The 25,037-nt window shown below is 38.0% G+C and carries 22 protein-coding genes and 8 tRNA genes; 6 read left to right on the top strand and 24 right to left on the bottom strand.

What is annotated here, in order from left to right; genetic code table 11:
- Positions 1-6: 6 nt before the first annotated feature.
- The 3 genes from eat to BMY14_RS06530 form a co-directional block, all read right to left on the bottom strand.
- Positions 7-1,377: an ethanolamine permease gene (gene eat, locus BMY14_RS06540; protein ID WP_019555389.1), complete on the bottom strand. Its 1,371-nt coding sequence runs from the start codon at positions 1,375-1,377 to the stop codon at positions 7-9.
- A gap of 249 nt (positions 1,378-1,626) precedes the next feature.
- The gene (locus tag BMY14_RS06535; protein ID WP_091830270.1) at positions 1,627-2,208 is read right to left on the bottom strand and encodes an ANTAR domain-containing response regulator; all 582 of its coding nucleotides are present in this window, start codon (positions 2,206-2,208) and stop codon (positions 1,627-1,629) included.
- Positions 2,205-3,662 carry a sensor histidine kinase gene (locus tag BMY14_RS06530; protein WP_091830268.1) on the bottom strand — a complete coding sequence of 486 codons (1,458 nt, stop codon included), beginning with the start codon at positions 3,660-3,662 and terminating at the stop codon, positions 2,205-2,207. The genes BMY14_RS06535 and BMY14_RS06530 overlap by 4 nt, the downstream gene beginning before the upstream one ends.
- Positions 3,663-3,919: 257 nt before the next feature.
- On the opposite strand from BMY14_RS06530, the gene BMY14_RS06525 reads away from it, so the two are divergent.
- Together BMY14_RS06525 and BMY14_RS06520 are read left to right on the top strand one after the other, a co-directional pair.
- On the top strand, positions 3,920-5,014 hold the full coding sequence (locus BMY14_RS06525) for an iron-containing alcohol dehydrogenase family protein (RefSeq protein ID WP_091830266.1): 1,095 nt from the start codon (positions 3,920-3,922) through the stop codon (positions 5,012-5,014).
- Positions 5,015-5,134: 120 nt separating this feature from the next.
- Positions 5,135-5,887 carry a sulfite exporter TauE/SafE family protein gene (locus BMY14_RS06520; RefSeq protein ID WP_091830264.1) on the top strand — a complete coding sequence of 251 codons (753 nt, stop codon included), beginning with the start codon at positions 5,135-5,137 and terminating at the stop codon, positions 5,885-5,887.
- Positions 5,888-6,055: 168 nt separating this feature from the next.
- Here the strand turns inward: BMY14_RS06520 and BMY14_RS06515 are convergent, their stop codons facing one another.
- A complete protein-coding gene (locus BMY14_RS06515) occupies positions 6,056-6,925 on the bottom strand; it encodes an ADP-polyphosphate phosphotransferase (protein ID WP_091830262.1) in 870 nt (289 codons plus the stop codon).
- A 248-nt stretch (positions 6,926-7,173) separates the two neighbouring features.
- On the opposite strand from BMY14_RS06515, the gene BMY14_RS06510 reads away from it, so the two are divergent.
- Positions 7,174-7,587 (top strand): 2-thiouracil desulfurase family protein, encoded by a 414-nt coding sequence (locus BMY14_RS06510; protein ID WP_091830260.1) that lies wholly within the window; start codon positions 7,174-7,176, stop codon positions 7,585-7,587.
- A gap of 76 nt (positions 7,588-7,663) precedes the next feature.
- Here BMY14_RS06510 and BMY14_RS06505 read toward each other — a convergent pair whose 3' ends face one another.
- The 3 genes from BMY14_RS06505 to BMY14_RS06495 form a co-directional block, all read right to left on the bottom strand.
- Positions 7,664-8,860 (bottom strand): M20 metallopeptidase family protein, encoded by a 1,197-nt coding sequence (locus BMY14_RS06505; RefSeq protein ID WP_091830258.1) that lies wholly within the window; start codon positions 8,858-8,860, stop codon positions 7,664-7,666.
- 128 nt (positions 8,861-8,988) lie between these two features.
- A complete protein-coding gene (locus BMY14_RS06500) occupies positions 8,989-10,470 on the bottom strand; it encodes a sodium:solute symporter family protein (RefSeq protein WP_091830256.1) in 1,482 nt (493 codons plus the stop codon).
- A 33-nt stretch (positions 10,471-10,503) separates the two neighbouring features.
- Positions 10,504-10,701 (bottom strand): DUF3311 domain-containing protein, encoded by a 198-nt coding sequence (locus tag BMY14_RS06495; RefSeq protein ID WP_091830255.1) that lies wholly within the window; start codon positions 10,699-10,701, stop codon positions 10,504-10,506.
- 645 nt (positions 10,702-11,346) lie between these two features.
- On the opposite strand from BMY14_RS06495, the gene BMY14_RS06490 reads away from it, so the two are divergent.
- A complete protein-coding gene (locus tag BMY14_RS06490; RefSeq protein WP_177177502.1) occupies positions 11,347-12,924 on the top strand; it encodes a bifunctional metallophosphatase/5'-nucleotidase in 1,578 nt (525 codons plus the stop codon).
- Between the two features lie 765 nt (positions 12,925-13,689).
- Here BMY14_RS06490 and BMY14_RS06480 read toward each other — a convergent pair.
- The 6 genes from BMY14_RS06480 to BMY14_RS06455 all read right to left on the bottom strand — a co-directional run bounded on the left by BMY14_RS06480 (position 13,690) and on the right by BMY14_RS06455 (position 20,059).
- Positions 13,690-13,765, bottom strand: a tRNA-Lys gene (locus BMY14_RS06480).
- Between the two features lie 102 nt (positions 13,766-13,867).
- Positions 13,868-14,536 (bottom strand): TerC family protein, encoded by a 669-nt coding sequence (locus BMY14_RS06475; RefSeq protein WP_091830251.1) that lies wholly within the window; start codon positions 14,534-14,536, stop codon positions 13,868-13,870.
- Between the two features lie 310 nt (positions 14,537-14,846).
- The gene (locus BMY14_RS06470; protein WP_245741307.1) at positions 14,847-15,434 is read right to left on the bottom strand and encodes a 3D domain-containing protein; all 588 of its coding nucleotides are present in this window, start codon (positions 15,432-15,434) and stop codon (positions 14,847-14,849) included.
- 138 nt (positions 15,435-15,572) lie between these two features.
- Positions 15,573-17,459, bottom strand: a complete 1,887-nt coding sequence (locus BMY14_RS06465; protein ID WP_091830249.1) for a type I glutamate--ammonia ligase — start codon at positions 17,457-17,459, stop codon at positions 15,573-15,575.
- Positions 17,460-17,715: 256 nt separating this feature from the next.
- Entirely contained in the window at positions 17,716-19,065 is a 1,350-nt protein-coding gene (locus tag BMY14_RS06460) for a DNA recombination protein RmuC (protein WP_091830247.1), read from the bottom strand.
- Positions 19,066-19,144: 79 nt separating this feature from the next.
- Complete coding sequence (locus tag BMY14_RS06455; protein ID WP_091830245.1) at positions 19,145-20,059, bottom strand: hypothetical protein; 915 nt, start codon at positions 20,057-20,059, stop codon at positions 19,145-19,147.
- 263 nt (positions 20,060-20,322) lie between these two features.
- Here BMY14_RS06455 and BMY14_RS06450 point away from each other — a divergent pair, with 263 nt between their 5' ends.
- On the top strand, positions 20,323-20,886 hold the full coding sequence (locus BMY14_RS06450; protein WP_091830243.1) for a hydrolase: 564 nt from the start codon (positions 20,323-20,325) through the stop codon (positions 20,884-20,886).
- Positions 20,887-21,005: 119 nt separating this feature from the next.
- Here the strand turns inward: BMY14_RS06450 and BMY14_RS06445 are convergent.
- From BMY14_RS06445 to BMY14_RS06405, 9 genes are all read right to left on the bottom strand, one after another.
- Positions 21,006-21,094 (bottom strand) — tRNA-Leu (locus BMY14_RS06445).
- 12 nt (positions 21,095-21,106) lie between these two features.
- Positions 21,107-21,180: transfer RNA gene (locus tag BMY14_RS06440), tRNA-Cys, on the bottom strand.
- Between the two features lie 13 nt (positions 21,181-21,193).
- Positions 21,194-21,268 (bottom strand) — tRNA-Gly (locus tag BMY14_RS06435).
- 50 nt (positions 21,269-21,318) lie between these two features.
- Positions 21,319-21,407, bottom strand: a tRNA-Leu gene (locus BMY14_RS06430).
- A gap of 14 nt (positions 21,408-21,421) precedes the next feature.
- A tRNA-Cys gene (locus BMY14_RS06425) sits at positions 21,422-21,495 on the bottom strand.
- A 13-nt stretch (positions 21,496-21,508) separates the two neighbouring features.
- Positions 21,509-21,583 (bottom strand) — tRNA-Gly (locus BMY14_RS06420).
- Between the two features lies 1 nt (position 21,584).
- Positions 21,585-21,661, bottom strand: a tRNA-Asp gene (locus BMY14_RS06415).
- Positions 21,662-21,753: 92 nt separating this feature from the next.
- Positions 21,754-22,554 (bottom strand): bifunctional hydroxymethylpyrimidine kinase/phosphomethylpyrimidine kinase, encoded by an 801-nt coding sequence (gene thiD, locus BMY14_RS06410; protein ID WP_091830241.1) that lies wholly within the window; start codon positions 22,552-22,554, stop codon positions 21,754-21,756.
- A gap of 13 nt (positions 22,555-22,567) precedes the next feature.
- Complete coding sequence (locus BMY14_RS06405) at positions 22,568-23,248, bottom strand: hypothetical protein (protein ID WP_091830239.1); 681 nt, start codon at positions 23,246-23,248, stop codon at positions 22,568-22,570.
- 218 nt (positions 23,249-23,466) lie between these two features.
- Between BMY14_RS06405 and BMY14_RS06400 the strand changes: the two genes are divergently transcribed.
- A complete protein-coding gene (locus tag BMY14_RS06400) occupies positions 23,467-23,655 on the top strand; it encodes a Rho termination factor N-terminal domain-containing protein (RefSeq protein WP_019554371.1) in 189 nt (62 codons plus the stop codon).
- A gap of 77 nt (positions 23,656-23,732) precedes the next feature.
- On the opposite strand, the gene pyrE is transcribed toward BMY14_RS06400, so the two are convergent.
- Positions 23,733-24,308: an orotate phosphoribosyltransferase gene (gene pyrE, locus BMY14_RS06395; protein WP_019554370.1), complete on the bottom strand. Its 576-nt coding sequence runs from the start codon at positions 24,306-24,308 to the stop codon at positions 23,733-23,735.
- Positions 24,309-25,025, bottom strand: a complete 717-nt coding sequence (gene pyrF / locus BMY14_RS06390; RefSeq protein ID WP_091830237.1) for an orotidine-5'-phosphate decarboxylase — start codon at positions 25,023-25,025, stop codon at positions 24,309-24,311.
- Between the last annotated feature and the right edge of the window lie 12 nt (positions 25,026-25,037).

Raw genomic sequence — 25,037 nt, 5'->3', positions numbered from 1 at the left:
CACAAATTATTGATCAAGCTCATCTAAAACGCCAAATTCTTCTTCAAATGGTCGAATATTTTTATTCCCCCAAATAAAATAATAAAGAATAGCCACTACATAAATGCCGAGTACATAAGGCAATACATCACTAGATGCAATCAATAAACTAACTAAGCAAAAGACAGCCATTAGTATACTAATGATTGGTACAATCGGATAATATACCCGAAATGGCCGTTTTAATTCTGGTTCTTTTTTACGCAGAACGAACAAACTCGTTAAACTGATAATGTACATAACAACCGAACCAAAAGCTGAAATCGTAATAACAACATCCGTAAGTCCTGTCAAAGCCGTTCCTAAACAAATTAAACCTGGTAAAATCAAGGACCACACTGGGGTATGATGTTTTTTATCTAACTTAGCCAAAAATTTTGGTAAATAACCCGTGCGTGCCATTGCATAAGTTTGACGTGAGTACCCTAAAATAATGCCATGCAGTGAAGCTACTAAACCAAATAAGCCAACACCACTCATAAGTAAAACAGGAAAAGATCCATCACCAAAAACCGCACTCAATGCAAGTGGCAAAGGGAAATCAACAGAATCAATCAAGTTCGTATCGGCAATTCCAGCAGTAAGGAATAAAGTTAAAAAAGCCATAACCATGAGGCTTCCCATCCCCGTTAAAAAACCTTTTGAAATGTCTTTTTGCGGATTTACCATTTCTTCAGCATTCATGGCTCCACCTTCAATTGCTAAATAAAACCATATGGCAAAAGGTACCGCTGCCATAACGCCTTGAAATCCATTTGGAAAATATGGTTCCACCATAACCCGAGAAAGTTCAAAATGAGGCAGCGCCAATATCCAATATATAACAAGTCCGACTAAAGCAATAATCGTTACGGTTAGTTCAAATGTCGCAGAAACTTTCATACCTAGATAATTTAAAAAGATAAAAAACAAAAATGCTGCAACGGTTGCTGCCATAACATCGATGCCCGGTACCATTGCATGAACATAACCACCTACAGCAAGGGCGATTGCTGGTGGTGCAAATACAAATTCAATCAGACAGCTGATGCCATTCATATAACCACCAAATTTCCCCAAAGCTCGCCGTGCATAGGCAGACGGACCACCGGCATGTGGAATCGCTGTAGCAAGTTCCGAATAAGATAAAATAAAGGTCACATAAAAAATTGTAACGGGAACCAGTGCCAGCGCTAATCCCATAACTCCACCTGCGGCAAAACCATAACTCCAGCCAAAATAATTACCAGAAATAACGAGACCAACGGTCAATGCCCATAAATGGATTGGTTTCAAAACTCTCGATAGACTTGCTTCTTCTGGGGTTGCCTCTAAAGCTACACTTTTACTAACTTCCATAAATATTTCCTCCCTTTTTGCAATAAAAAAGCCTGACAGACTGCATACTAAACTACAGTTACTGTCAGGCTTCATTGCCTTTAATTTTTTTAGATTATCCATGACTTTATTTTTCCGGTCACAACGTCCAATAGAATAAAAAAAACGCCCAAATAAAAGTCAGAAAACCTGACGATCTATTGGGCGTTATTGCCTATTATTCCATTGTAAAACCAAATATTTCTGATTTCATTCTTATCTTACATCATCCTATTTGTTTTTGCAAGTCATTTGCTGTAAAATTTTTTCCGCAAGAGCAGCCAATGTCATCTGCCGTTTCATGGCTTCCTGTGAAAGGCGGCGATGCGCCTCTTGCGCTGAAATCCCCAGACGATCTTGAATCAAAGATCGTGCCTTACTAATCGTTTTTTGCGCACATAAAGCTGCCTGCATTTTTTGCAATTCATTGCTCGTACAATCCATCTCAGCCCAACGCGCATAGGCAATCTGCACCGCGGCTAAAAGATTTTGTTCTGAAACAGGTTTGATAATATAACCATAAACATGAACTTTTTCGGCTCGTTGAATGAGTTTTGCCTGGCTATTTGCTGTCACCATAATAACGGGAATGTTTAGTTCATGCATCATTTGAGCTGTCTCTAAACCATTTAATTCGGGCATCATAATATCTAAAATGGCTAATTCTGGCTGCATTTGTTTAGCCTGTTCAATCGCTTTTTTCCCATTATCACATTCAGCACAAACAATATGTCCGGCTTCTTCTAAAGCCTCTTTCATATCCGCGCGAATCAAAATTTCATCTTCGGCCAATAAAATCGACAAGGTCTTCATACCGCTTTTGCCTCCTTATCCGTTGTTAGTTCACGTAAAGGGAAGAAAATGTTTGCCACAACAATTCCTTTTTCCTGCATCAGTTCAAATTTTCCGCCCATTTGTTCACATATCAAAAGCTTCACCAAATAAAGTCCTAATTTTTTCCGTTCTTTCTTTGTCTCTTTTTCTTTTATTTCGTCCCCATTGTTTTCAATACGAATCATAACCATACCTGAATCTTCGCTGATTGTAATATTTACTTCACCACTATGTACACAATTTTTCAAGCCATGTTTTACAGCATTAGATAAGAGTTCATTTAGGACCAAGGCAATGGGAACAGCCTGCTTCGCCTGAAGAAACACGGTCGACCCCAGCACGTTCGTTTTTACTTGTTGTTCTGGCAAAGTACCACTCTCGATGATTTTTTCCATAATATATCCGGCTAGTTCTTTTAAATTGACTACATCTTTTGCCTGATACGTAAAAACTTCATAAACTTTAGCAATCGATAAAATACGATTAATACATGCCAAAAATTCTTCCTTAACTTTTTCCTCTCCGGTTCGCCGCATTTGCATATACAACAAAGAAATTACATTTTGCAGAGTGTTTTTGACTCGATGATTAATTTCTTCAATAATGACAGACTGCATATCAATACGACGTTCTTTTTCACGAAGTTCCGTTACATCCTGAACGGACACAACACAGCCACTTAGAATTCCCTGAGAAATAAGTGAATAGGCACGAAAAATATAACTTGCTGATCCATATTGCATATTTTTTGTGTCCCACAAATCTTCCACCAGGGAAGTCAACGACTGGTAGCCTAAAAATTTCTGTAAATTTTTCTGCATAACATCGCCTTGCCACAAATTTCTTGCAATCACACTTCCCTGTCGATTTGCATACGTTATATTCCCCTCAGGATTTAAAACAAAAATACCGCCAACATTCCAGTCATCCCATCCACAGCCAGTTTTCGCTAACGACATCAATGTCTGACTTAAATGATCTGCTGTCTGTGTCAAAAACTCGACCTGTTTTTCCTGCTCTATTTTTGCCGAAATATCTTTTTCCATAATTAAAGCACCAATAATTTCCCCTTTGGCATTTTGAATTGGAACCACGGTCTGGGCAATGGGTACCCCCTCCTGACTCAGGCCACGCACATTTGTACTTTTTTCCCCGAATAAAGCTGCTCGATAAACCGCTGGTTCACATTCTGCGTAGGCAATTTCACCAACAACACTTTTTTTATATAAGGACGACAGTGTATCGGCATGAGCCCAGGCTAAAACAATACTAGCACTGCCTTCTTCTAACGGTGCATCAATAAAAATATCCGTATCATTCAGCGTTGCGATCATTAATAATTGCTTTCCCAAGGCTTCTAATTGGCAAATATCCGTGTCTAGCAGTGCCGTATATTCTAAACACAGCTTGCGTATCCTTGCCTGATCTTCCATTTCATCATCTCCAACACATAGAAAAAGCCCTATCATTCACAGTGATTTTCTGTAAATTATAGGGCTTCATTGCCTAACAAACTATAAAGTTAACTTTAGTGTACTATATTGATGAAAAACTGTCTATAAGAAACTAGTCTTTTTTATAATCCATTTTTTGTCATATCCATATTGTTTTATATTGTGTAAAGTTGTATACTATATATCAATATCCTTTTCAAAGAGACAAGCATTACATTACAATGGAGGTTATCACTATGAGTTATCATGTTATGTTTCCAAATTACACAGTCGGAGTCGATTCTTATACAAAAATACCTGAAATATGTCGTCCTTACGGTAAAAAAATCGCTATTATCGGTGGCAAAACCGCCTTACATAAGGTGCAAAATGAAATTAAAGCTGCCCTTACGGGATCAGGACTTGAAATACTGGATATCATTTGGTATGGTGGTGATTCAACACCCGAAAATGTCGAAATGCTTAAACAAAATTCGTCGATCCAAAATGCTGATATGCTTTTTGGTATTGGTGGTGGACGAGCGATTGATACCTGCAAAATGACCGCCCATGACTTGGAAAAACCATTTTTCACTTTTCCAACAATAGCCAGTACGTGTGCAGCCTGTACCGGTGTAGCAGTTCAATACTATCCAAACGGTGAATTTCGCGGTCTTTATTTATCTAATATTCCTGCTAAACATATTTTCATCTCAACAAAAATCATCGCCGAAGCACCAGACTTATATCTATGGGCTGGTATCGGTGATACATTAGCCAAGCATTATGAATCAACTTTTTCCTCTCGCGGCGATGAACTTGAACACTTCAATGCCCTTGGCATAAACATAAGCAGTTTAAGCGTTGATCCACTTGTAAAATATGGGAAAAAAGCCATGCGTGACTGCATAGCCAATACACCAAGTCCTGAACTTGAACAAACCGTTTTATCGATTATCATAAGTACAGGTCTGGTTTCGAATCTGGTAGATAATGATTATAATAGTTCATTGGCACACGCCGTCTACTATGGCGTAACCAGTTTAGGAAAAGCTGCAGAAAAACATCTACACGGTGAAATTGTATCCTATGGCGTGCTTGTGTTACTTACGCTTGATCAGCAAGCAAAAGAAAGAGATCGCATTTTTAACTTCAATAAAAGTATAGGATTACCAACAAAATTAGCCGATCTTGATATCCTTAAGCAAACAGATTTAGAAGCACTCATCCAAAAAGCCAGTGAAACAAATGATCTTGTTCATGTTCCCTATAAAATCACACAAGCCATGATTCGTGAAGCCATTCTTGAACTCGAAAAGTATAATAAAAGTATCGAAGCAGCGGCTTCTTAATCAATCTTAAATAGTTTTATGATAATTTATTGATTCTTAGAATATGCTAGACAAGGATTTCAAGTTCCTGTAATATAAACCATGAGATTATGTTTTGTACGAACAGGTGGTATTTTACAGATGATGACTTTAATCATTCTTTTTATTGTTGCATTTTTTGCTGGAATTCAAAATGCATTAGCTGGCGGTGGATCATTTCTTACCCTTCCAGCTTTGATGTTTACCGGACTTGATGCCCGTGCAGCCAATATTACATCCACCGTTGCACTTTTTCCCGGACAAATCACCACAGGATTTGCCGGACGCAAAAATGTTTCCGATTTACCGCAATTATCTTTTAAAGCTTTATTTATTATCAGTTTACTCGGTGGAATCATCGGTGCAATTTTATTATTGGCAACACCAATTTCTTTGTTCGAAGCACTTGTGCCGTGGCTCGTTTTATTTGCTACCCTGGTTTTTTTATGGGGCAGTTTTTTTCGTAAAATCGATGAAAATTCCAAGACATTAAGTCGCAATAAAACAATTCTTAGTCAAATTGTCATCTCAATTTACGGTGGTTATTTTGGCGGCGGCATTGGAATATTAATGTTAGCGGCCTTAACCATTGCTGGTTTGGCTGTACGAAAAGCTGGTGCCACAAAAAATGTATTAGCTGGTGTCATGAATGCTTCAGCTGTCTTTATTTTTTTATTCTCTAATGAGGTTGCGTGGACACAAGTCGCCGTTGCAGGGATTGCTGCAATTGCAGGCGGTCAAGTCGGAGCATTTGCCTTACAAAAGGTAAATGAAAAAGCCTTGCGAATTTGTATTATTACACTCGGCTTCTGCTTAACAATAGGTCTGTTCATGAAAACAAATAACTCGTTCTAATAAAATAAAAAATAATCGTCAACTCCTTTTAAGTTGAACGATTATTTTTTTGCTTTATCCGCTAAAATTCATATAAATTTTATTTTTCTAATTCATTTTTGCTGGTTTATTCCCATATTCAATAAGTTGGTTTCGCTATTTCAGTAGATAAAAGAGATGTATTACTATTTATTCAGTAAGCGACTTACGAATCACTTGCAGTTCCTCACGACGTTTAGCATCTGTTTCCGGATAACTCAGTTTCATTTTATTCAACGTATCCAGTATAATCGTTGAAATGATTAATCGGCTATTTTCCTTATCATCCGCTGGTACAATATACCACGGCGACTCCTTCGTACTCGTCGCCCCCAAGCACTCCTCATAGGCTTCCATATAATCATCCCAATATTGACGTTCTTCAATATCGTCACGAGTCAGTTTCCAATTTTTATCGGGATCATCAATTCGTTCTAAAAAACGTTTACGCTGCTCATCTTTAGAAAGATGCAGAAAAAATTTGATGACCCTCGTACCATTACAATGCAAATGCTTTTCCAGATTAACAATAGAGCGATAACGGTTCTTCCAAATATTTTTTTTATCCAAAGCTTCTTCAGGCAGATTCTCACCGGCGAGAATATCGGGGTGGACACGGACAATAAGCACCTCTTCATAATAAGAACGATTGAAAATGCCAATTCGCCCGCGTTCTGGTAGCTGGCAGGTGGTTCGCCAAAGAAAATCATGCCCCAGTTCTACCGCACTAGGGCTTTTGAAACTATATACCTGACAGCCCTGCGGATTTACACCCGACATCACATGTCGAATTGCACCATCTTTACCAGCAGTATCCATTCCTTGAAAAATCAGCAGCAAAGAATAGTGATGGTCTGACTCCAACAACCGCTGCCAATCGCTCAATTCATGGACATGATTTTCCAAAATATTCTGATACTCTTCTTTGGACTCAAAGCACGGTTTAACTTTAGTTGGCCATTTTTTTAATTTAATTTTCGCGTTTTTGGGAACACGAAAATCTTTAGAATCAATTTTCATCTTTATCCCCCACTAACTTTTATCTTTATTGCCATTCTACTATTATATCGTTTCATTTACAACAAGAGTATTTTAACAAAGAGCCATTCTTTTCTAACCGACTTAAAAATTTGCATAATCTGCAGCAGATTCGCTAAAATCCACTTGAACCACAACTATTTTTTTATGCTCAAAAAAGCTATAATCGATCTTACAGGAGTCAGCAATCTTCCTTGTTTAAAACACTTTATAATGAAGGAGTCGAATATATGATCGTAGTAAGTGCTTGTTTAGCAGGTGTGGAATGTAGATATAATAATACTTCACATACAATACCAAAAATAATTGAAATGGTTAAAACGGGTAAAGCTATACCCATTTGTCCAGAATTACTTGCCGGATTGCCAACACCTCGTCCCCCGGCAGAGCAACAAAAGGGAAGCATTCTTTCAGAAAATGGTACTGATCAAACTGCCGATTATTTATTGGGTTCAACAATAGCATTAAAAATCGCCTTGTTAATTCACTGTAAGAAAGCGATTTTGAAATCCAATTCACCTACCTGTGGCTGTGGTACTATTTATGACGGTACATTTTCTGGTCGTTTAATTACTGGAGATGGTCTTTTTACAAAATTGCTTAAAGAAAATGGCATTGAAGTTTGCACCGAAAAAACAGTTTAGTATACAGTAAGAATTCACAGTCATTGTGCTTATAAGTCTCCCCTGCAATATTCTCACCCTTTCTTGATTTAAAAGCTCAATTATTAACTACAGGAAATGGTTCTTCCATTGCAGATAAATGAACAGCTGTGCGAGCCATGACTTCCGTACCATAGGCTAAAGCATCTTCATCAATATCATACTTAGGGTGATGCTGCGGATAGATAATGCCTTTAGCATCATTTCCAACACCTACGAACATGAACGCGCCGGGAACTTTTTTAAGGTAATACGAAAAATCTTCCCCTCCCATACTTGGATTCACGGCAAAAACTTTATTCTCGCCAAGAGATTCTTTTATAGCTGACATCACGACATTCGTACAGCTTAGTTCATTGATAACCGGGGGGAATCCTAAAATTTTTTCTATTTTATAAGTTGCACCAGCTGCTTCGCAGATGCCTCTGGTAATAGTTTCAATACGTTCAAAAATCAGTTGTCGAATATTTTCTTCAAAAGAACGTACCGTTCCCTGCAAAATAGCTGTATCAGGAATAATATTAAATGTATCTCCACTATGCAAAGAACCAATCGACACAACCGCCTGTTCTAAAGGATCGACACCACGACTAACGATTGTATTTAAAGCCAACACGATTTGTGAGGCTGTAAGCAACGCATCCACTGTTTGATGAGGCATAGAAGCATGACCACCTCGTCCTTGAATCGCAATAGAAAATTCATCAGGGGAGGCCATGAATCGTCCAGACTTAATTCCGACGGTACCGATTGGAATAGGCTGCCACAAATGTGCACCAATAATGGCATCGACTCCATCTAAAGCACCTTCTTCAATCATACTAAGTGCACCACCAGGAAAACGTTCTTCTGTTGGTTGAAAAAGAAACCGGATCGTACCTGCTATATTCTCACGGTAGTCAGTTAGGACGTTTGCGACTCCGAGAAGCATCGAAATATGGCCATCATGTCCGCAAGCGTGGCAAGCACCACGATTAACCGATTGATATGATTTTCCACACTCATCTTGTAATTCTAAGGCATCAATATCGGCACGAATGGCAATGCGTTTTCCTCGTTTAGCACCAGTTAATTCAGCCATGACCCCTGTATTTGCAATGACTTTTGGCTTCAATCCTAAGGCAGTCAATTTTTCCATGATTTTTTTTTGCGTATTAAATTCTTTTTTACTTATTTCAGGATGAGTATGAAAATAACGCCGTAGATTAACGACTTCTTGCTGATGTTTTTTTACTAAATCGTGTAATAAATTCATAGTAGTAACCTCCGTACTTGAATAACAATATTTAATCTGGCGAATATACATGCTGCCCTATAACCGTCCAAGAAAATTTTCAGGTGCTAACTAATGTTCTGCTGTTGCACTTAGATGATAAACACTTCTTATAAATCTTGTGCCTTATCACTGACAAGATGTTTATCCGAACTACTTAATAAAGATATAGCAACATAAATAATAAAGTTGAAAAACAAAGCAACAAAACCAGCATTTAAATTCATCCCGCCTATAGCTAAAGGATCCATCTTGCCAAGAATTAGACCAAAAACAAGAATTTCACCTACAATAAGCCCTGCATAAGCGCCGAGACGAGTCGCTTTCCCCCAAAAAAGTCCTAAAACAATCATTGGAAAAAATTGTGTTACGCCAGAATAACCCGTTAAAAGTAAATTAACCAGCATATTAGGTAAAAAAATAGCTAAACTAAGTGCAATAGCGGTAAGCCCCAGCACCACAAATCTTGCCATACGGGCTTGTCCATAAGGAGTAAGTTCTTTTCCAAAAGTCCGTCCGTATACATTTCGGGTAAATAACATTGATGTCGAAAGCAGTAGATCCCCTGCTGGAACCATACAGGCCAAAGCTCCAGCACCACCAACTAAACCTAATACCCATGCCGGAAAAAGTTGTTGAACAATTACCATGAACGCCATATCTGGTGTTTTAAGCGGTTCGGCCAATATCAATAGAGCTGTAAACCCAACTAGCATGGGGAATAACAAACATATTTGATAAAGAGGAAGATAAACGGCATTATGTCGTAACACATCCGGATTTTTTGCACTAAAGCTATTCGTTGCAAAATGAGGCCACATATAAAAACCAAGACTTGTCACCACAAGCGTCGACATGACCCATGATACATCAAGATTTTTTGTTCCTCCTGGCAAGGATAGAAAACCAGGCTTAGCCGTATCCAGGGCTTCAAACATTCCTCCAACACTGCCAAAATAATGCGTAGGAAGATAAATTCCAAAGAATAAAATGGCAATAATCATAATAACATCTTTTACGACAGCTGTTGTTGCCACCCCTTTTAACCCACTAAAATAGACAAAAGCAGCAACCATCATAAAAGCAATAAGCATGGCTGGAACACGAGTAATTTGTCCATACGAACAGGTTTCAATAATTAAACCCAATCCTGTAAGTTGAAGTTGGAGATACGGCAACAAAAAAGCAATACCAATGACCGCTGTCAAAATACCTAATGTTTTACTGCCATATAAGTGTTCAATTAAATCGGGTTGTGTCATAAGATTATATTTACGCCCAATCGGCGACATACTTGGTAAAATATAATAACCAACTAAATAAGCCAATGCACCATAACCCAAAATATAAAAGGTTGGTCCACCTCGTGCATAAGCCCAACCACTGGCACCAAGAAAAGCAAACGCTGTATAAATTTCCCCAGCCAAAACAAACCAGTTGAGCCAACGTCCAAAATTCCTACCGCCGACAGCCCAATCCTCTAATTTCATACCACCTTTTGTATGATCTCTCATCCCTGGAATCATACCCAGAACGGTTACGCCAATAACAAATAAAAAAATAATGAGCAATGCTGCTGTTTGATCTGACATAATAGTATCACCTCTTTAGTCCTTTTTATTGAGCTATCGGGCTCTATTTTTTTTATTATCAATATAGTACAAACCATTAATACAGAGAAAACAAACAAAGATCCCCGCAATCATCCAAAAAGCAAAAAAAGGAATCCCGAAGACAAGTGGTTTTACTTGATTGACAAAAGGAACCATGCCAATCGTCCATATAAAAGGAATAGCTGTTAGAATTATTTTCACTAACATCATAATATCTCCTCCCTCGTGCAATTAAGTTTATCATTTCATACAAAAAAAGCCGCCAAGAGATGCAAAATCTCCACGGCAGCAGTGCCTTACTCTTTATATTGACAATTTGATTTGTGCTGAGGTGAGCATTATTGAATCGCATTCATGAAAATGCCCCTCTGATGGCGTTTCAAAATATTTTGGTCTTGATATTAGAAGCCATATCAAATTCCCATTTTTTATCCCTAAAAAAGAAAAGATCATAGCTGTTTTCGCAACCATGATCTCCCTTGATAAAGCTTTGATTTCAGTATACTACTATAGAATTCCGCAGTCAAGAAATACATTAAATTATAGATACAATCAAAAGTTTGACACGTCCCCTCCCTCTATTTATGTGCGCATCTTTGAAAGAATTCACACCATAATCGAGATATTGTATATTTGGGAAAACATATGTACATCCCACTAGAATCTACAGTATTCGATACATACGTAATGACGAGTTCGTTTTGGCTGAATCGCGATTGACCTTGAACTATCGAAAACCATGGTAAAAAATAAGCCGACTATATTATGTTTATGTAAAATTACGCTAAATTTACTAGAACTCTGTTGGACACAATGATAAAATGTCCTTGTAAACAAAATATGAGGAGGCCCACCATGAAGAGGCTCAATTATGTAAATGTGTTAGTAGTGTTAACAATGTTATTTTCTTTTGTTATGTTTGCCAGTCCGATCCGGGCTGCCGAGAATTCAAATATTGTCACTCTAAAAATTCTTAGCATTAATGATTTTCATGGCGCTTTGATTGAGAATGGCAAGAACCCTGGCGCTGCAAAAATGGCGCAATATTTAAAACGTATTATCGCTCAAGACCCGAATAATACGTTACTTTTGAGTGCTGGCGATATGTTCCAGGGCAGCGTCGATTCCAATCTGCTATATGGTAAAACTGTGGTTGAAGTCATGAATGCTCTTAATTTTGATGCTATGGCTATTGGTAATCATGAGTTTGACTGGGGTATCGATATCTTGAAAGCCAAGATTGCTCAATCAACCTTTCCGTATCTCGCAGCTAATATTATTGACAAGAAGACCGGCAAGTTGGCGGACTTTTCAACACCATATATCATCATTGAAAAAGCTGGTCTGAAAATCGGCATTATCGGTATCGCTACTCCGGAAACAGCCTTTAAGTCGAACCCTAGAGTAGTTGGTGCATATGACTTCGAAGACCCTGCCAAGATTGTCAATACCTTAGTTCCTGAACTTAAACAAAAAGGTGCTGAAGTGATTATCGTAGTCGGTCATTTGGGCGCAATTCAGAATAAAGATGGTCTAATTAGCAACGACTCAGCAACTTTAGCGATGAATACAAGAGGGATTGATGCCATCGTATCTGGGCATACGCATACAATTGTCGCTGGTAAGGTGAATAACATACCAATTGTCCAAGCAGATCACTTTGGTCGTTATGTTGGTAAAATTGAGCTTACCTATGACAAAAGTGCTAAGCAGGTAATTGTTTCAAATGTCAGTTCCATTCCACTAGAACCAGCAGAGCTGACTGCTGATTCTGAAGTCCAGTCGATCGTTGACAGCTCCAAAAGTGAAATTGATCCTATTAAAAATGTCGTGCTTGGTAAGACTGTTACTGATTTGAACCATGGCCATGAAAACGGAACTATAGAATCACCCTTGGGTCAATGGTGTACTGATGTTATGCGACAAACAGTTCATGCCGATATTGCCTTCGAGAATGGTGGTGGTCTCAGAGTCAGTATTCCATCTGGCAGCATTACCACGGGACTCTTATATGAAGTAATGCCATTTGACAATACTTTATATACGGTAGACCTGACTGGTGCGCAAGTAATGGAAGTTCTTAATCACGGTATCCTGAATGCCCAAATTGGTATGCTGCAGTTCTCTGGTATTAAAGTCAAAGCTGATCCTTCGAAGCCATTTGGTCAACAAATCGTGTCAGTTACTATGCTTGACGAAACTCCGCTTGATTTGAATAAAACTTATAAAGTCGTAACAAATGATTTCATGGCTGCAGGCGGTGATAAATATACTACATTTAAAGCTGGTAAAAACTTTGTTGACACAAATAAACCATTAAGAGATGTGTTTATCGAATTGATAAAAAAACTACAAATTATTGATTTCCAACCAGATGATAGATTCACTACCATCAAAGCTTCAGCCGCTCTAACACTGCCGATTGCGGCTTAACAATAAAGCAAAAATTCCTCCAAAAACCTTTAAGCTCGCATGAAATAAGGATAAATAGCATTTTTAACTAAAAAAGACCTACAAAAATTCACATCATGAATTTTGTAGGTCTTTTTCACGTATTATAAAAAGCAAGTACTTAGTTGATAAGTATATCCGCTCCATCGTATACGATACATTTTATATACACTAGTCTTCTGTATTTCTGATCAGCTGCCACCATTCAATTCGACAAATAAAACTTTTTACAGTTACTTTACCAAAATTCGATCTGAATTTTGGTATACTTTTTCTGTAAAATCCTGTCCAATTTCCAGAAGTTCAGGAACCGTATAACGCCCCTAATTGGCTGATAGTTATGTACACAACTCAGCATATTCTGGCAATAACGTTTTTTGATGATGTTCGTGAATACAGAAATTTGGAATCGCAATTTCTGCAGCCCTCACTTTTCATATCAATAAAGCCAGTAATATCAACTATCTGCTGACATTACTGACTTTTATTAAGAAAACATATATTTATTCCAACTAATGATAGTGCCAAGTGATGTTCACAAAAGTCATCAATCTCCGAGATATGGTCATCACCTTATTAAATCAAGCACGCTTTTTAACACAAATAAATCCGACGATAAAATTTCCGTCGGACCTATTTGCACATTATTTACTTTTATAAAGACCCTGCAGACACAATTATTATTTAATTGTGCTCAAGCCCCATTGATTAAACTGTGCCCAAAACCCTGAACACGTTGAATTTACATGGTGACCCACCGGGGAATCGAACCCCGAACCTACTGATTAAGAGTCAGTTGCTCTGCCAGTTGAGCTAGTGAGTCATACAAGATTCGCAAGTCGCTTAACTTACTTATCTATATTAACTCTTTTCAATTGCAAATGCAAGTGTTTTTTTAAGAAAGTCTCGTACAACTTCATATATCTTATGCGGTCTTTTTAGCAAGCATCCAACCGCTAAGTAAAACAATAGCCGTAATAAATGCTGGTAATCCATAAAGGAGTATTGGTGATATAGCCGTAATATAAGCGCCAATGATTTTATCATGTATAACCATTGTGCCGGCCGTCCAGCCCAAAATCCCCGAACCCAAATAAATTAACACTGGATATTTTTGCATAAGCGTACCGATCAGCTGACTGCCCCAAACCACAATTGGCACACTAATCAGCAATCCCATAAAGACCAATATAAAATTTCCATGGGCAGCACCAGCAATAGCTAAAACATTATCAATCCCCATAGCCGCATCCGCAACAATAATTGTCTTGATCGCACCCCAAAAGTCATGAGCCGACTCAACATTTGCACTTGAATCTTCATGTTTTAATAATTTTATCGCAATTGGAATCAAAACCAGACCACCCACTGCTTGTAAAAAAGGAATTGTTAAGATCCATACGGCTACGATTGTCATCAGCATACGAATACCAATGGCTCCCACTGTACCAATATAGATGGCTTTTTGCCGTAATTCATCTGGCAAAGACCTCGATGCTAGTGCAATAACAACGGCATTGTCACCTGCCAAAACCAAATCCAATATAATAATCGATCCTAATGCCATTAAAAATTGTACTGATAAAATCTCCATTTCAATCTCCCTTTAATTTTAATTTACTATACTATACTGATTCAAGCGCAACTCTATACGCTGCAGCAACAAAAAAAGACTCTTATTATAATGATTTTATGTACTAATCACTACATTAAAAGTCTCACTAATTAAATATTTACTATTTAACACTACTGCCAGCTGCATAAAACACAACATATTTGTTGACAGTAATTCTCTAGTTACTCCCTCTCAGGTCATACAACGATATTCAATTACCTATATAGTATACTACGTTATAAAAAGAGATGTCAAGTTAGTAAATAGCATGGCAACTGAAAACTGCAACTTAATCTATTATGTATACAGTAATAGACTGCCGGCCAAAATCGATAGCCTCTTCGTGTGTATCAAAGGCGATATCAATGCGATTCCCCTGAATGGAGGACCCAACATCCGCTGCTATGGCTTCACCATAGCCTGGGATATATAAATGTGTTCCTAAAGGAATCACATTAGGATCTACTGCAACCAATCCTTTTTTGACCAATTTCCCGGTAGCTGTACGATTTGAATTTCCTGGATCGTGTGCACTGTAAGCTGATGCTGACATATAAAGTGTCCGCTGTCCTCCTCTGTCGCTGTCTGGTACAGACCGAGTCAAATAGGAATAGGTAAGATCACCTACAACACCATCAACGATTAAGCCCTGGGTTGATTGAAAATTCTTGATAGCGGCTACTGTTGCTGAACCACAGACCCCGTCAACAGACCCTGGGGAATATCCCAATTCAACAAGTAAGTTCTGTACAATTTTAACATTTTCTCCCTGCATACCTGATTTCACAAGAAAAGCAGACGCAAAAACAACTGTATGCATCATAAAAACAAACATTCCGGCTGTAATCAATACACAAAATCTTTTCTTCAATAGCATCACCTCAAAAAAATATTTATATATTATTATACTATGGACAAAACGTTGCGTCAAAAAAACAGCATTTTCAGACAATTCAATCTTTTTATTTTAAAAAAGCCGCTCTCCCAAAAAAGAGAGCGACTTTACTCCAAAAAATTAAATCATATTTTTCTTATAAGCAACATACAAAGCTTTTAGCTCTTGTACTTTATCATACATTTCAACTTGGAGTCCAGAAGCTGTGGCATAATCGCCTTCATTTAATGAATTAATCAGTAAAGTAAACAAGGATTTTTCATCAATACTGTCTTTTGCTAAGTAACAGCGAATATTATTAATTTTATTCCAAGTATAAGAATCCTGATCCGTTACATAAGTAGAGTGAATTTCTTTACTGCCTCTTACAATGTCAAGATTTTCAGGGATGATACGGCTGATAATTTCTGTTTTCCAACGAAGCAAAGCCCCTGCTGAAAACGCATTGATAATCGTATCCGATAAAGCTCCGCCCGACGTAAGAACAGCACGTTTATCTGGATGATTTTCAATACTATTGATATTTTCCCATACAGTTGCAGGAGGCGCACCAAACAAACGATTACGTTCTTCTTCTGTATAATCTTCGAAAACATCTTCTTCACTACGATATGCTCTGTCTTTTTCAAGGTAGAAGCCTTCTTCACCAGCATTTTTGGAAAGTTCGGTTAAAAGTTCATCGGTAGTTTTTGTAATAGCAGCTCTAACACCATCAAGAATAACGGTATAAATAGCAGCTAAAACAATATACGTATTTGTATAAGGATTACAAGCTCTAAGTTCAAATCTTGTTGCATACGGATTATTCAAATCACGTACAAGACCTGCTAAGATTGTGCGGTTACGCGATGGAATTGCTGGTGTATGACCAAGAGATGTAACAATACATACAGGAGCTTCAAACCCAGGTTTTAAACGATTTAAAGAGTCATTCGTTGCCGAAACAAACGGATTAACTACTTCATAATTTTTAAGTAAACCCATGATTGCACCATAACCAACAGCACTCATGAAATCTTTATCCATTTTAGTTGGAGAGAACAAGTTTACAATTTTACCCGATTTCAATTTTGCTGCCATACCAATATGAGTATGTTCACCATTACCGGCAAGACCAATCATTGGTTTGGCTTTGAAATTCACTTCTAAACCGTTTTCTCTAAATATTTCTTTAACCAGAATACGAACTAAGAGTTCATTATCTGCTGCTTGCAAAGCATCCGCAAATCTCCAGTCAATTTCAATTTGTTCACAAACATGTGTCAAATTACCAGCTTCATCAATATGAGCTTTGATGCCGCCAACTTCTTTATGACCCATTTCTGTACCCAATCCATATTGATCCATTGTCAATACGCATTGTTCAAGTGCAGTACGAACAGCCCCACGAGTACGCTGCCAGTATTGTTCCTGCATAACCTGAGAAGCAGACATTTCAGCAATTTCAGCTTCAACAAGTGGAGTTTTTACCCAAAATTCAAGTTCGGTAGCTGATGTAAATAAGATATCTGCTATATCAGCACCATCAATATGTTCAAGACCAGAAACTTTTGGATGTTTTTTGAATAATTCTAAAAGTTCTTTTTTAACATGAACTAATGTTTCAGCAAGAACAGCACGTGAATCCACACGTTTGCCTTCATGAATCAAAAACGCTGGAATACGCAAAGTACCAACTGGTTTTTCTAATTCTTCATCATAATGTTCAACGTTATAATCAACAAACCAATTCACACTTGGGTCAATTGGCATATCTACTTTTGCATTGTTCAATACGGCAATACCTGTTAATACAACAGACGATCCATCTGTTTGAACAGCCGTACCCGCATAAAAATCATCGATATCTTTTAAGAATAAACTCATTGGAATTTTTTCATCTGTATCATTTCCGGCAAGATCAATACCCACTAATGAAACAAATTTAATTTCCGGATGCGTTTTAAGCAGCTCAAGTACGTCTTCTTTCTTGGAATCTGCAGGAATCACATACAATAAATCACTCATCTTTTGTACCACCTTTAAATTTTTTTAATATTATATGTAGAATTTTAATGACAACAAAATTTCAACGATAAAAAAACCATATGACTGCACTTTACTATACAAGTACAAATGCACACGCATAATAGAATATGCCCTATCATATGGCTCCATTGCCAATATTCTGGTATTTCTTACAGCCATATAATAACACATTTCCGCAATATTTGTCTAGGTCTTTTTCATGTATACAAAAATTTAAAGGCTATATTTTGCAAATTTATTCAACATTTGTTTTATTTTCATCTACATCATCTTCTTCTGTTTCGTCTATTTGAAAAACAGCGGCTGTTTCATTTTGTGGCAGCTCCTGAACATTTTTTAATTTACGTTCAATAGTTCTTGTTTTTCGGGCTGCCGTGTCAATCGAATTACTTGCTTCTTGTAATTTTTTATGAGTTTTATCTAACAAATCACCAAATTTGCCAAACTCTGTTTTTACCGCACTTAAAATCGACCAAACTTCCGAACTGCGTTTTTCGATTGCTAAAGTTCGAAATCCCATTTGCAAGCTATTGAGAAGTGCCGCCAGTGTTGTTGGTCCTGCCACAACGACATGATACGTTGTCATAATGTATTCGCAAAGACCTGGTCGACGTAAAACTTCCGCATATAGCCCTTCAATTGGTAAAAACAAGATACCAAAATCAGTCGTATATGGAACACTAATATATTTCGTATGGATATCCTTCGCTTCTGCTTTTATTCGAACCTCAAGTGCCTTCGCCGATTCTTCTGCTTCAACCACTGCTGCATTCTCCTGTGCAATCAAGAGTCTTTGATAATCTTCCTGCGGAAATTTCGCATCAATTGGCATCCATACCGGTGTACCTTTTTCGTCTCGCCCTGGAAGTTTTAAAGCAAATTCTACCCGTTCATTGCTATTGGGTACAGTAGCAATATTCGTTGCATATTGTTCCGGTATCAAAATTTGTTCCAGCAAATTACCCAGCTGGATTTCTCCCCAAATACCACGGGTCTTAACATTTGATAATACTTTTTTTAGATCGCCAACACCAATCGCCAGTGTTTGCATTTCGCCCAGTCCACGATGTACTTGTTCCAGTTTTTCACTCACCATACGAAAACTTTCTCCCAGTCGTTTTTCCAATGTATCATTTAATTTTTCATCAACCGTTTTTCGCATTTCTTCCAATTTCATTTGATTATCAAGACGCAACTGATTCAAATGACGTTCGACTGTTTCTCGCAGCTTTTCAAATTTAGTCTCATTGAGTTGCGTCAATTGTGACAATTGCTGTGAAAAACTGTCAAGCTGTTTTAACTGATTCGTACTATTTTCATAAATCCTCGTAATAACGGATTCATTAAACTGGTTCATAGTTTGTCCAAGTTCTTCGCGAAAGGATCTAATGTCCGCCTTGTTTTCAGCACGCGTTTCTTTCATTTCATCACGCAGCAAATGATTCATCTGTAAAAAAGTGTCTTGCAATGCAGTGAAATTCCGGTTCATATCTTTATTTTTATCTTGCGTTTTAACTAAATACAGTAAAATGCAAAACATTAGTATCAGCTGTAAAATAGCTAATACTATAAGAACAGTTTCCATTTCCAAATGACCTCCTCTTTATAATAAACATTTGTTCGTATCCTATTTCATAAAAAAAGCTCTCAACAGAGAGCCTTTTTTATTTCTCGAATGTTGCAATATGGTCAATAAGCAAATCAATCCAAGCATTCTCAAAACCTGCTTCAAGCATCAATTGTTCAACACTTGAGACTCTGCTTTGTTTTAAAAACATCTCAATCCGTATTTTTTCAATAGCACGCTGAATAAAGAAATCCTGCGGTATGGTATTTTTCTCAGGGAAAACAACCGTGTATTCATGATACAGTTCATCCGACATGGATTCGTAAATCGCCGTTGATCTAGCTGCATGAATAGACCATTTTTCCGGCATATCGACTAGTAGTTTTTCTGTATCCGCAATCATTTTTCCTATTTTGTTTTTATAAGAAATCAGACAGTTTTCCACTCCAATTGTATCATCCAAAATTGCCGCACATACTAAATCTTTAAGAGCACTATAACTCGATAGGTCATATTGTGTAATTTGTGAAGGTTTCATAAATGTATTTAGCCATTTTTTAAGTTGATTTTCCATACAAACCTTAGCCTCTACTAAAAGAAGTTCATCTTCTTTATGAATATCTTGGCATATATTATAAATTTTTTGTTTTGCATCGCCTGTTAAAAGGACCTTAGGTGCACACTGCTCACAATACCCTGTTTCTTGATAAATAAATTCTTTTTCCGCCTGTAAATCTTTTTCACTTAAAAACGGCAGGGCTTTTTTTTCATATACAGCCCGCTGCTTTTCAAAACGCTCTTTCGAAAAATACACAACACCAGCTTCGTGGTATTTGACTTCAACCTGCTTCGCACAAGCTAAACAAGTGTATATTTTTTTCGTTACATGAACGGCAACGTATTTTTCTTTCTTTGGCACAAAAAAACTATATGGTGCTGACTCCACAAATGCATAATTGAACACATTCAATAACTGATTTGTAATATTTTCTGGTTGTACTTGATTTTCCATGTCACACCCCTATTTACTTTCAGGTATTTTCCATAAAAAAAGCTCCTGATCGCTCATGAGCATTTTCCCAATAAACTTATTATAGACGAATCATTGGGCAAAATCAAATAAGGCTCCGCAAAAAACGAAACAGGTACAAACGTACAATCGCCACAGCTGTCATTTGACTTTTCTTTTTTACACGCGTAAGATAATGGCTAGATTGTATATTACAGAGTCTTAAAAATCATACATTCCAGTCTATATATCGAGGAGGTTATCACATGAGTACAGCCATTACGAGAGATGCCGCTTGGCAATTATTAAATGAATACAATCAAGATGCCTTTCATTTAAAACATGCTTTGATTGTCGAAGGAGTTATGCGTTATTTTGCGAAAGAATTAGGGTATGGCGATGAAGAAGATTTTTGGGGCATTGTAGGTTTACTTCACGATCTTGATTTTGAGCAATATCCAGACCAGCATTGTATAAAAGGACAGGAATTGATGCGAAAAAACAATATCGATGAACGGATGATTCACGCAACCGCCAGTCATGGCTATTCTATCACCGTGGATATTAAACCCGAACATATGATGGAAAAGATACTCTATGCCACGGATGAGTTAACCGGCTTAATCGGTGCCGCAGCTTTGATGCGACCATCAAAAAGTGTCAAAGACCTCGAATACAAATCTGTAAAAAAGAAGTATAAATCGACAGGTTTTGCGGCAGGCTGCTCACGTGAAGTAATTGAACGTGGTGCTGCAATGCTTGGCTGGAGTCTTGAAGAACTCATTACCAAAACAATTCTTGCCATGCGCTCTTGCGATGCCGTCGATTGATTTAAAATTAAAAGCAATGTATTTTTCGAATGAAAAAACATTGCTTTTTTGTTTCTATATATAAAATTATTGTATTATAAAACAAAAAGACACAACTGCTTGTGTCTTTAATTGGCAAATGGTGCCGAGGACCGGAATTGAACCGGTACGGTTGTTACCAACCGCGGGATTTTAAGTCCCGTGCGTCTGCCAGTTCCGCCACCCCGGCATATATTTTTTATGGAGGCGACACCCAGAATCGAACTGGGGATAAAGGTTTTGCAGACCTCTGCCTTACCGCTTGGCTATGTCGCCATAAAAATTAAATTGGAGCGGAAAACGAGATTCGGACTCGCGACCCCCGCCTTGGCAAGGCGATGCTCTACCGCTGAGCTATTTCCGCATGCATATCAATATTCAACTAATCAAAAAAAGACAACTTGCACTATATTATGGTGCCGAGGACCGGAATTGAACCGGTACGGTTGTTACCAACCGCGGGATTTTAAGTCCCGTGCGTCTGCCAGTTCCGCCACCCCGGCAATATATTCTTTTATGGAGGCGACACCCAGAATCGAACTGGGGATAAAGGTTTTGCAGACCTCTGCCTTACCGCTTGGCTATGTCGCCATAAAAGTTAAATTGGAGCGGAAAACGAGATTCGGACTCGCGACCCCCGCCTTGGCAAGGCGATGCTCTACCGCTGAGCTATTTCCGCATGGCGACCCGAAGGGGACTCGAACCCCTGACCTCCGCCGTGACAGGGCGGCATTCTAACCAACTAAACTACCGGGCCGTATTTTCCTTTAATAAAATCATTTTTCATTGCCGCTCATCTCAGCGACAAATACTATTATACCTACGCTTCCTAATCTTGTCAATACTTTTTTAAAGTATTCCAGCTTTTTCATATAATGCAAAAAAATGGTTTGTAGGTCCAACCCCTTTTCCTAACGGAAACCCATGTTGTATTGCCATTGTAACATACTTCTTAGCTTCAGCAACAGCATTATATACATCCATTCCTTTCGCCAAACCAGCAGCAATTGCGGACGAAAATGTACATCCTGTTCCATGTGTATGAATGGTCTGAATTCGTTTATTAGGAAAAAACTCCATCGTTTTTCCATCATAAAGTAAATCACAAGCATCCCCCTCTAAATGGCCACCTTTGATGACAACACACTCTGCCCCCATATCTTTTATCACTTTTGCCGCTTTTTGCATCGTCGGCTGATCAACAACTTCAAATCCTACCAGAGCAGTTGCTTCATGTAAATTCGGTGTAACAACAAAGGCCTTTGGTATAAGATCTGTAATCAATGTCTGTACAGCATTTTTCTGCAGTAAGTAACTCCCGCTTTTTGATATCATAACGGTATCTAATACAACCTTCGGAATGGTATAGGCTTCAATGCCGGCTGCTACTTCTTTAATAATTGCCGAGCTAGACAGCATCCCTATCTTTACCGCATTTACTTCAATATCATCATATACTGCATGGATTTGCGCCTTGATGATGTCTGTATCCATTTCTCGTATTGCTGTAACACCACATGTATTTTGTGCAGTAATGGCAGTAATGACACTCATGCCAAAGACTCCCAAAGCAGAAAATGTTTTTAAATCTGCTTGTATTCCTGCTCCGCCGCTTGAATCAGAACCGGCTATCGTCAATGCTGTTTTCATAATGTATATCCCCTTATTGATCTATTCTCAAACGAATTTCTTTTAATCTTTCCAAAAGATGCTCATCTAATTTTTCTTCTAGTTCAATTAATTCATGCGAATCAAAAGCATAATTCACTTCTGGTATTTTCCGTATCTTGGCTTCGCCAAAAAATTCATCCCGAAATACATTATAATAAATAATAAAATTGCTGTCAGTAGCAAAATCACAGTAATCAAATAAAATATAAGAACCATTGATTGTCTTTACCGGCTGATCTGGTTTAATAAAAAGCTTGAATCCTTCAATTGTCTCAGGAAGTTTAGCAACATAATCCCACTCTAATATTTTTTTTTCAAGTACAATACAACTGACTGTATTCGCATTAAATTTCGCCAGTGACTGCAATGTCGTTTCAAAACGCTCCAAGAGAATTTTCTCTAAACCCTCTCGTGTTGGTGATATATATTCTATATTACAAAATTCGGTCAATCCGATCAAGACACGCACTTTATACTCTTTTGTTTCTTCATGATAATACACAGTGATTTTTCGATGGATGGCTGCATTTTCATAACTATACAAATCATAGACATCACCATATACTTTCATTTCCAAGGTAAAGACAAAGCCAAACCACATTGGAGGCAAATCCTTCATATATTGCCAATCTTGAATTTCCGCCTCAATTTTTTCTTTTGTTTCTACTTTCACTTTTCTACCCCACTTCTACAACCCGTATATGTAAATATTCTTTTTAATTTGACAAAAACCTGCAAAAAAGTATATACTTTTCTCATTAACGATACTTATCTGTCCCTTTGTATTTTTATCTATTTATTTTACTACGAAATGTATCCAAGTATCGTGAATAAATCTTATTTTCCCAGATTTTATATATTTAAAATTTTTGTATCAAGGAGTGAACGGGCATGACCTTAAAAGAGATCCGTGTAAAAGCAAAATCACTGGGAGTCGTTTCGCGAAATCTAAGAAAAGCTGATTTAATCCATGAAATTCAAAAAGCAGAAAACAATATTCCTTGTTTTGGACTGTCAGACAATAACCATTGTGATCGAACCGACTGCCTATGGCTGCACGACTGCTTGAAAGTAAAATAACAAAAACACAACACAAGAAAAAGCCTCAATACGCGAAAATGTATTGAGGCTTTTTCTGTTAATGGATTATAGTCTGCTTATTTACCAGTACGACCACGTTTTGTCATCGGTACAGCCGCTGCACAAAGCGGACAGCTGGCGGCCGGATATGTTGTAACGTCAAGATATAATAGAGCTTGGTATGGTACTTCAGCGAAGTTTGCCGCCCCACCGCTTCGATCCACAAGCATCCCCACAGCCACAGGGATTGCTCCCTGCGCTTTTACAACATCAATCACTTCTTTAACCGATCCGCCTGTGGTTACAATATCTTCCACAATGAGGACTCGTTCACCTTTTTCCAGCTTAAAGCCACGGCGAAATGCCATTTTCCCATTTTCTCGTTCCGTAAAAATAGCCCTTGTTCCCAGAGCTTTCCCCACTTCATGTGCAAGTAAAATACCACCCGTTACCGGACCCACAACCGTTTGAATCTTTTGATCAGCAAATTTTTCAGCTAAAGCTGTACATAATTGTTCTGTATAAACAGGATGCTGCAAAACATTGAACTTTTCTACATACATAGGGCTGTGCAGCCCGGATGTTAATAAAAAATGTCCCTCCATGATTGCATTTGTTTTAATAAATAACTCTTTTACTTGTGCTTCTGTCATTTATCTCACCATCTCCATTTCTTTTATAATTGCCAAAGCTGCCGCATGCGGATCTTTAGCTGCCGTAATTGGTCTGCCAATAACCAAATGCGATGCACCATTTTTAAGAGCCTGCATCGGCACAGCAATGCGGCTCTGATCATTGGTTGCCACACCAGATGGACGAACGCCTGGTGTTACAATCATAAACTCCTCACCACAAGCCTGACGAATCGCTTGTGCTTCCTGCGGCGAAGCGACTACACCATCGAGTCCAGCTTGTTTTGTCAGTTTCGCTAAACGAACCACCTGTTCCTGGATATTTGTCTTTTGTCCAATCGCCGTCCAATCCGTTTGGTCGATACTAGTCAAAACCGTTACTGCTATCAATTTTGGACAAGGTATACCCGTCCGAGCTGTTTCTTGCCTTAATTGATCTATGGCTGTCTTCATCATCGTATAACTGCCCGATGCATGGACATTCAAGATTGAAACACCAAGCCGTGCCAAAGAACATAAGCCCCTGGCTGCTGTATTTGGAATATCATGCAATTTCAGATCAAGAAAAACTTCTTTGTTTTGTTGTTTCAGATATGTAATTACTTCTACACCAACACTATAAAACAATTCCATTCCAACTTTATAATAAGATACACAATCTCCTAAATTTTCAACTAAAGCTTGTACCTTATCCATTTCATGAAAGTCCAAGGCAACAATCAATCTTTCATCAGCCATATTCATCCTCCG

Origin of the sequence: Propionispira arboris (assembly GCF_900109225.1) — a bacterium.
GTDB classification, from domain to species: Bacteria; Bacillota; Negativicutes; order Selenomonadales; family Selenomonadaceae; genus Propionispira; species Propionispira arboris.
This window is presented reverse-complemented; position numbering and strand designations above follow the sequence as displayed.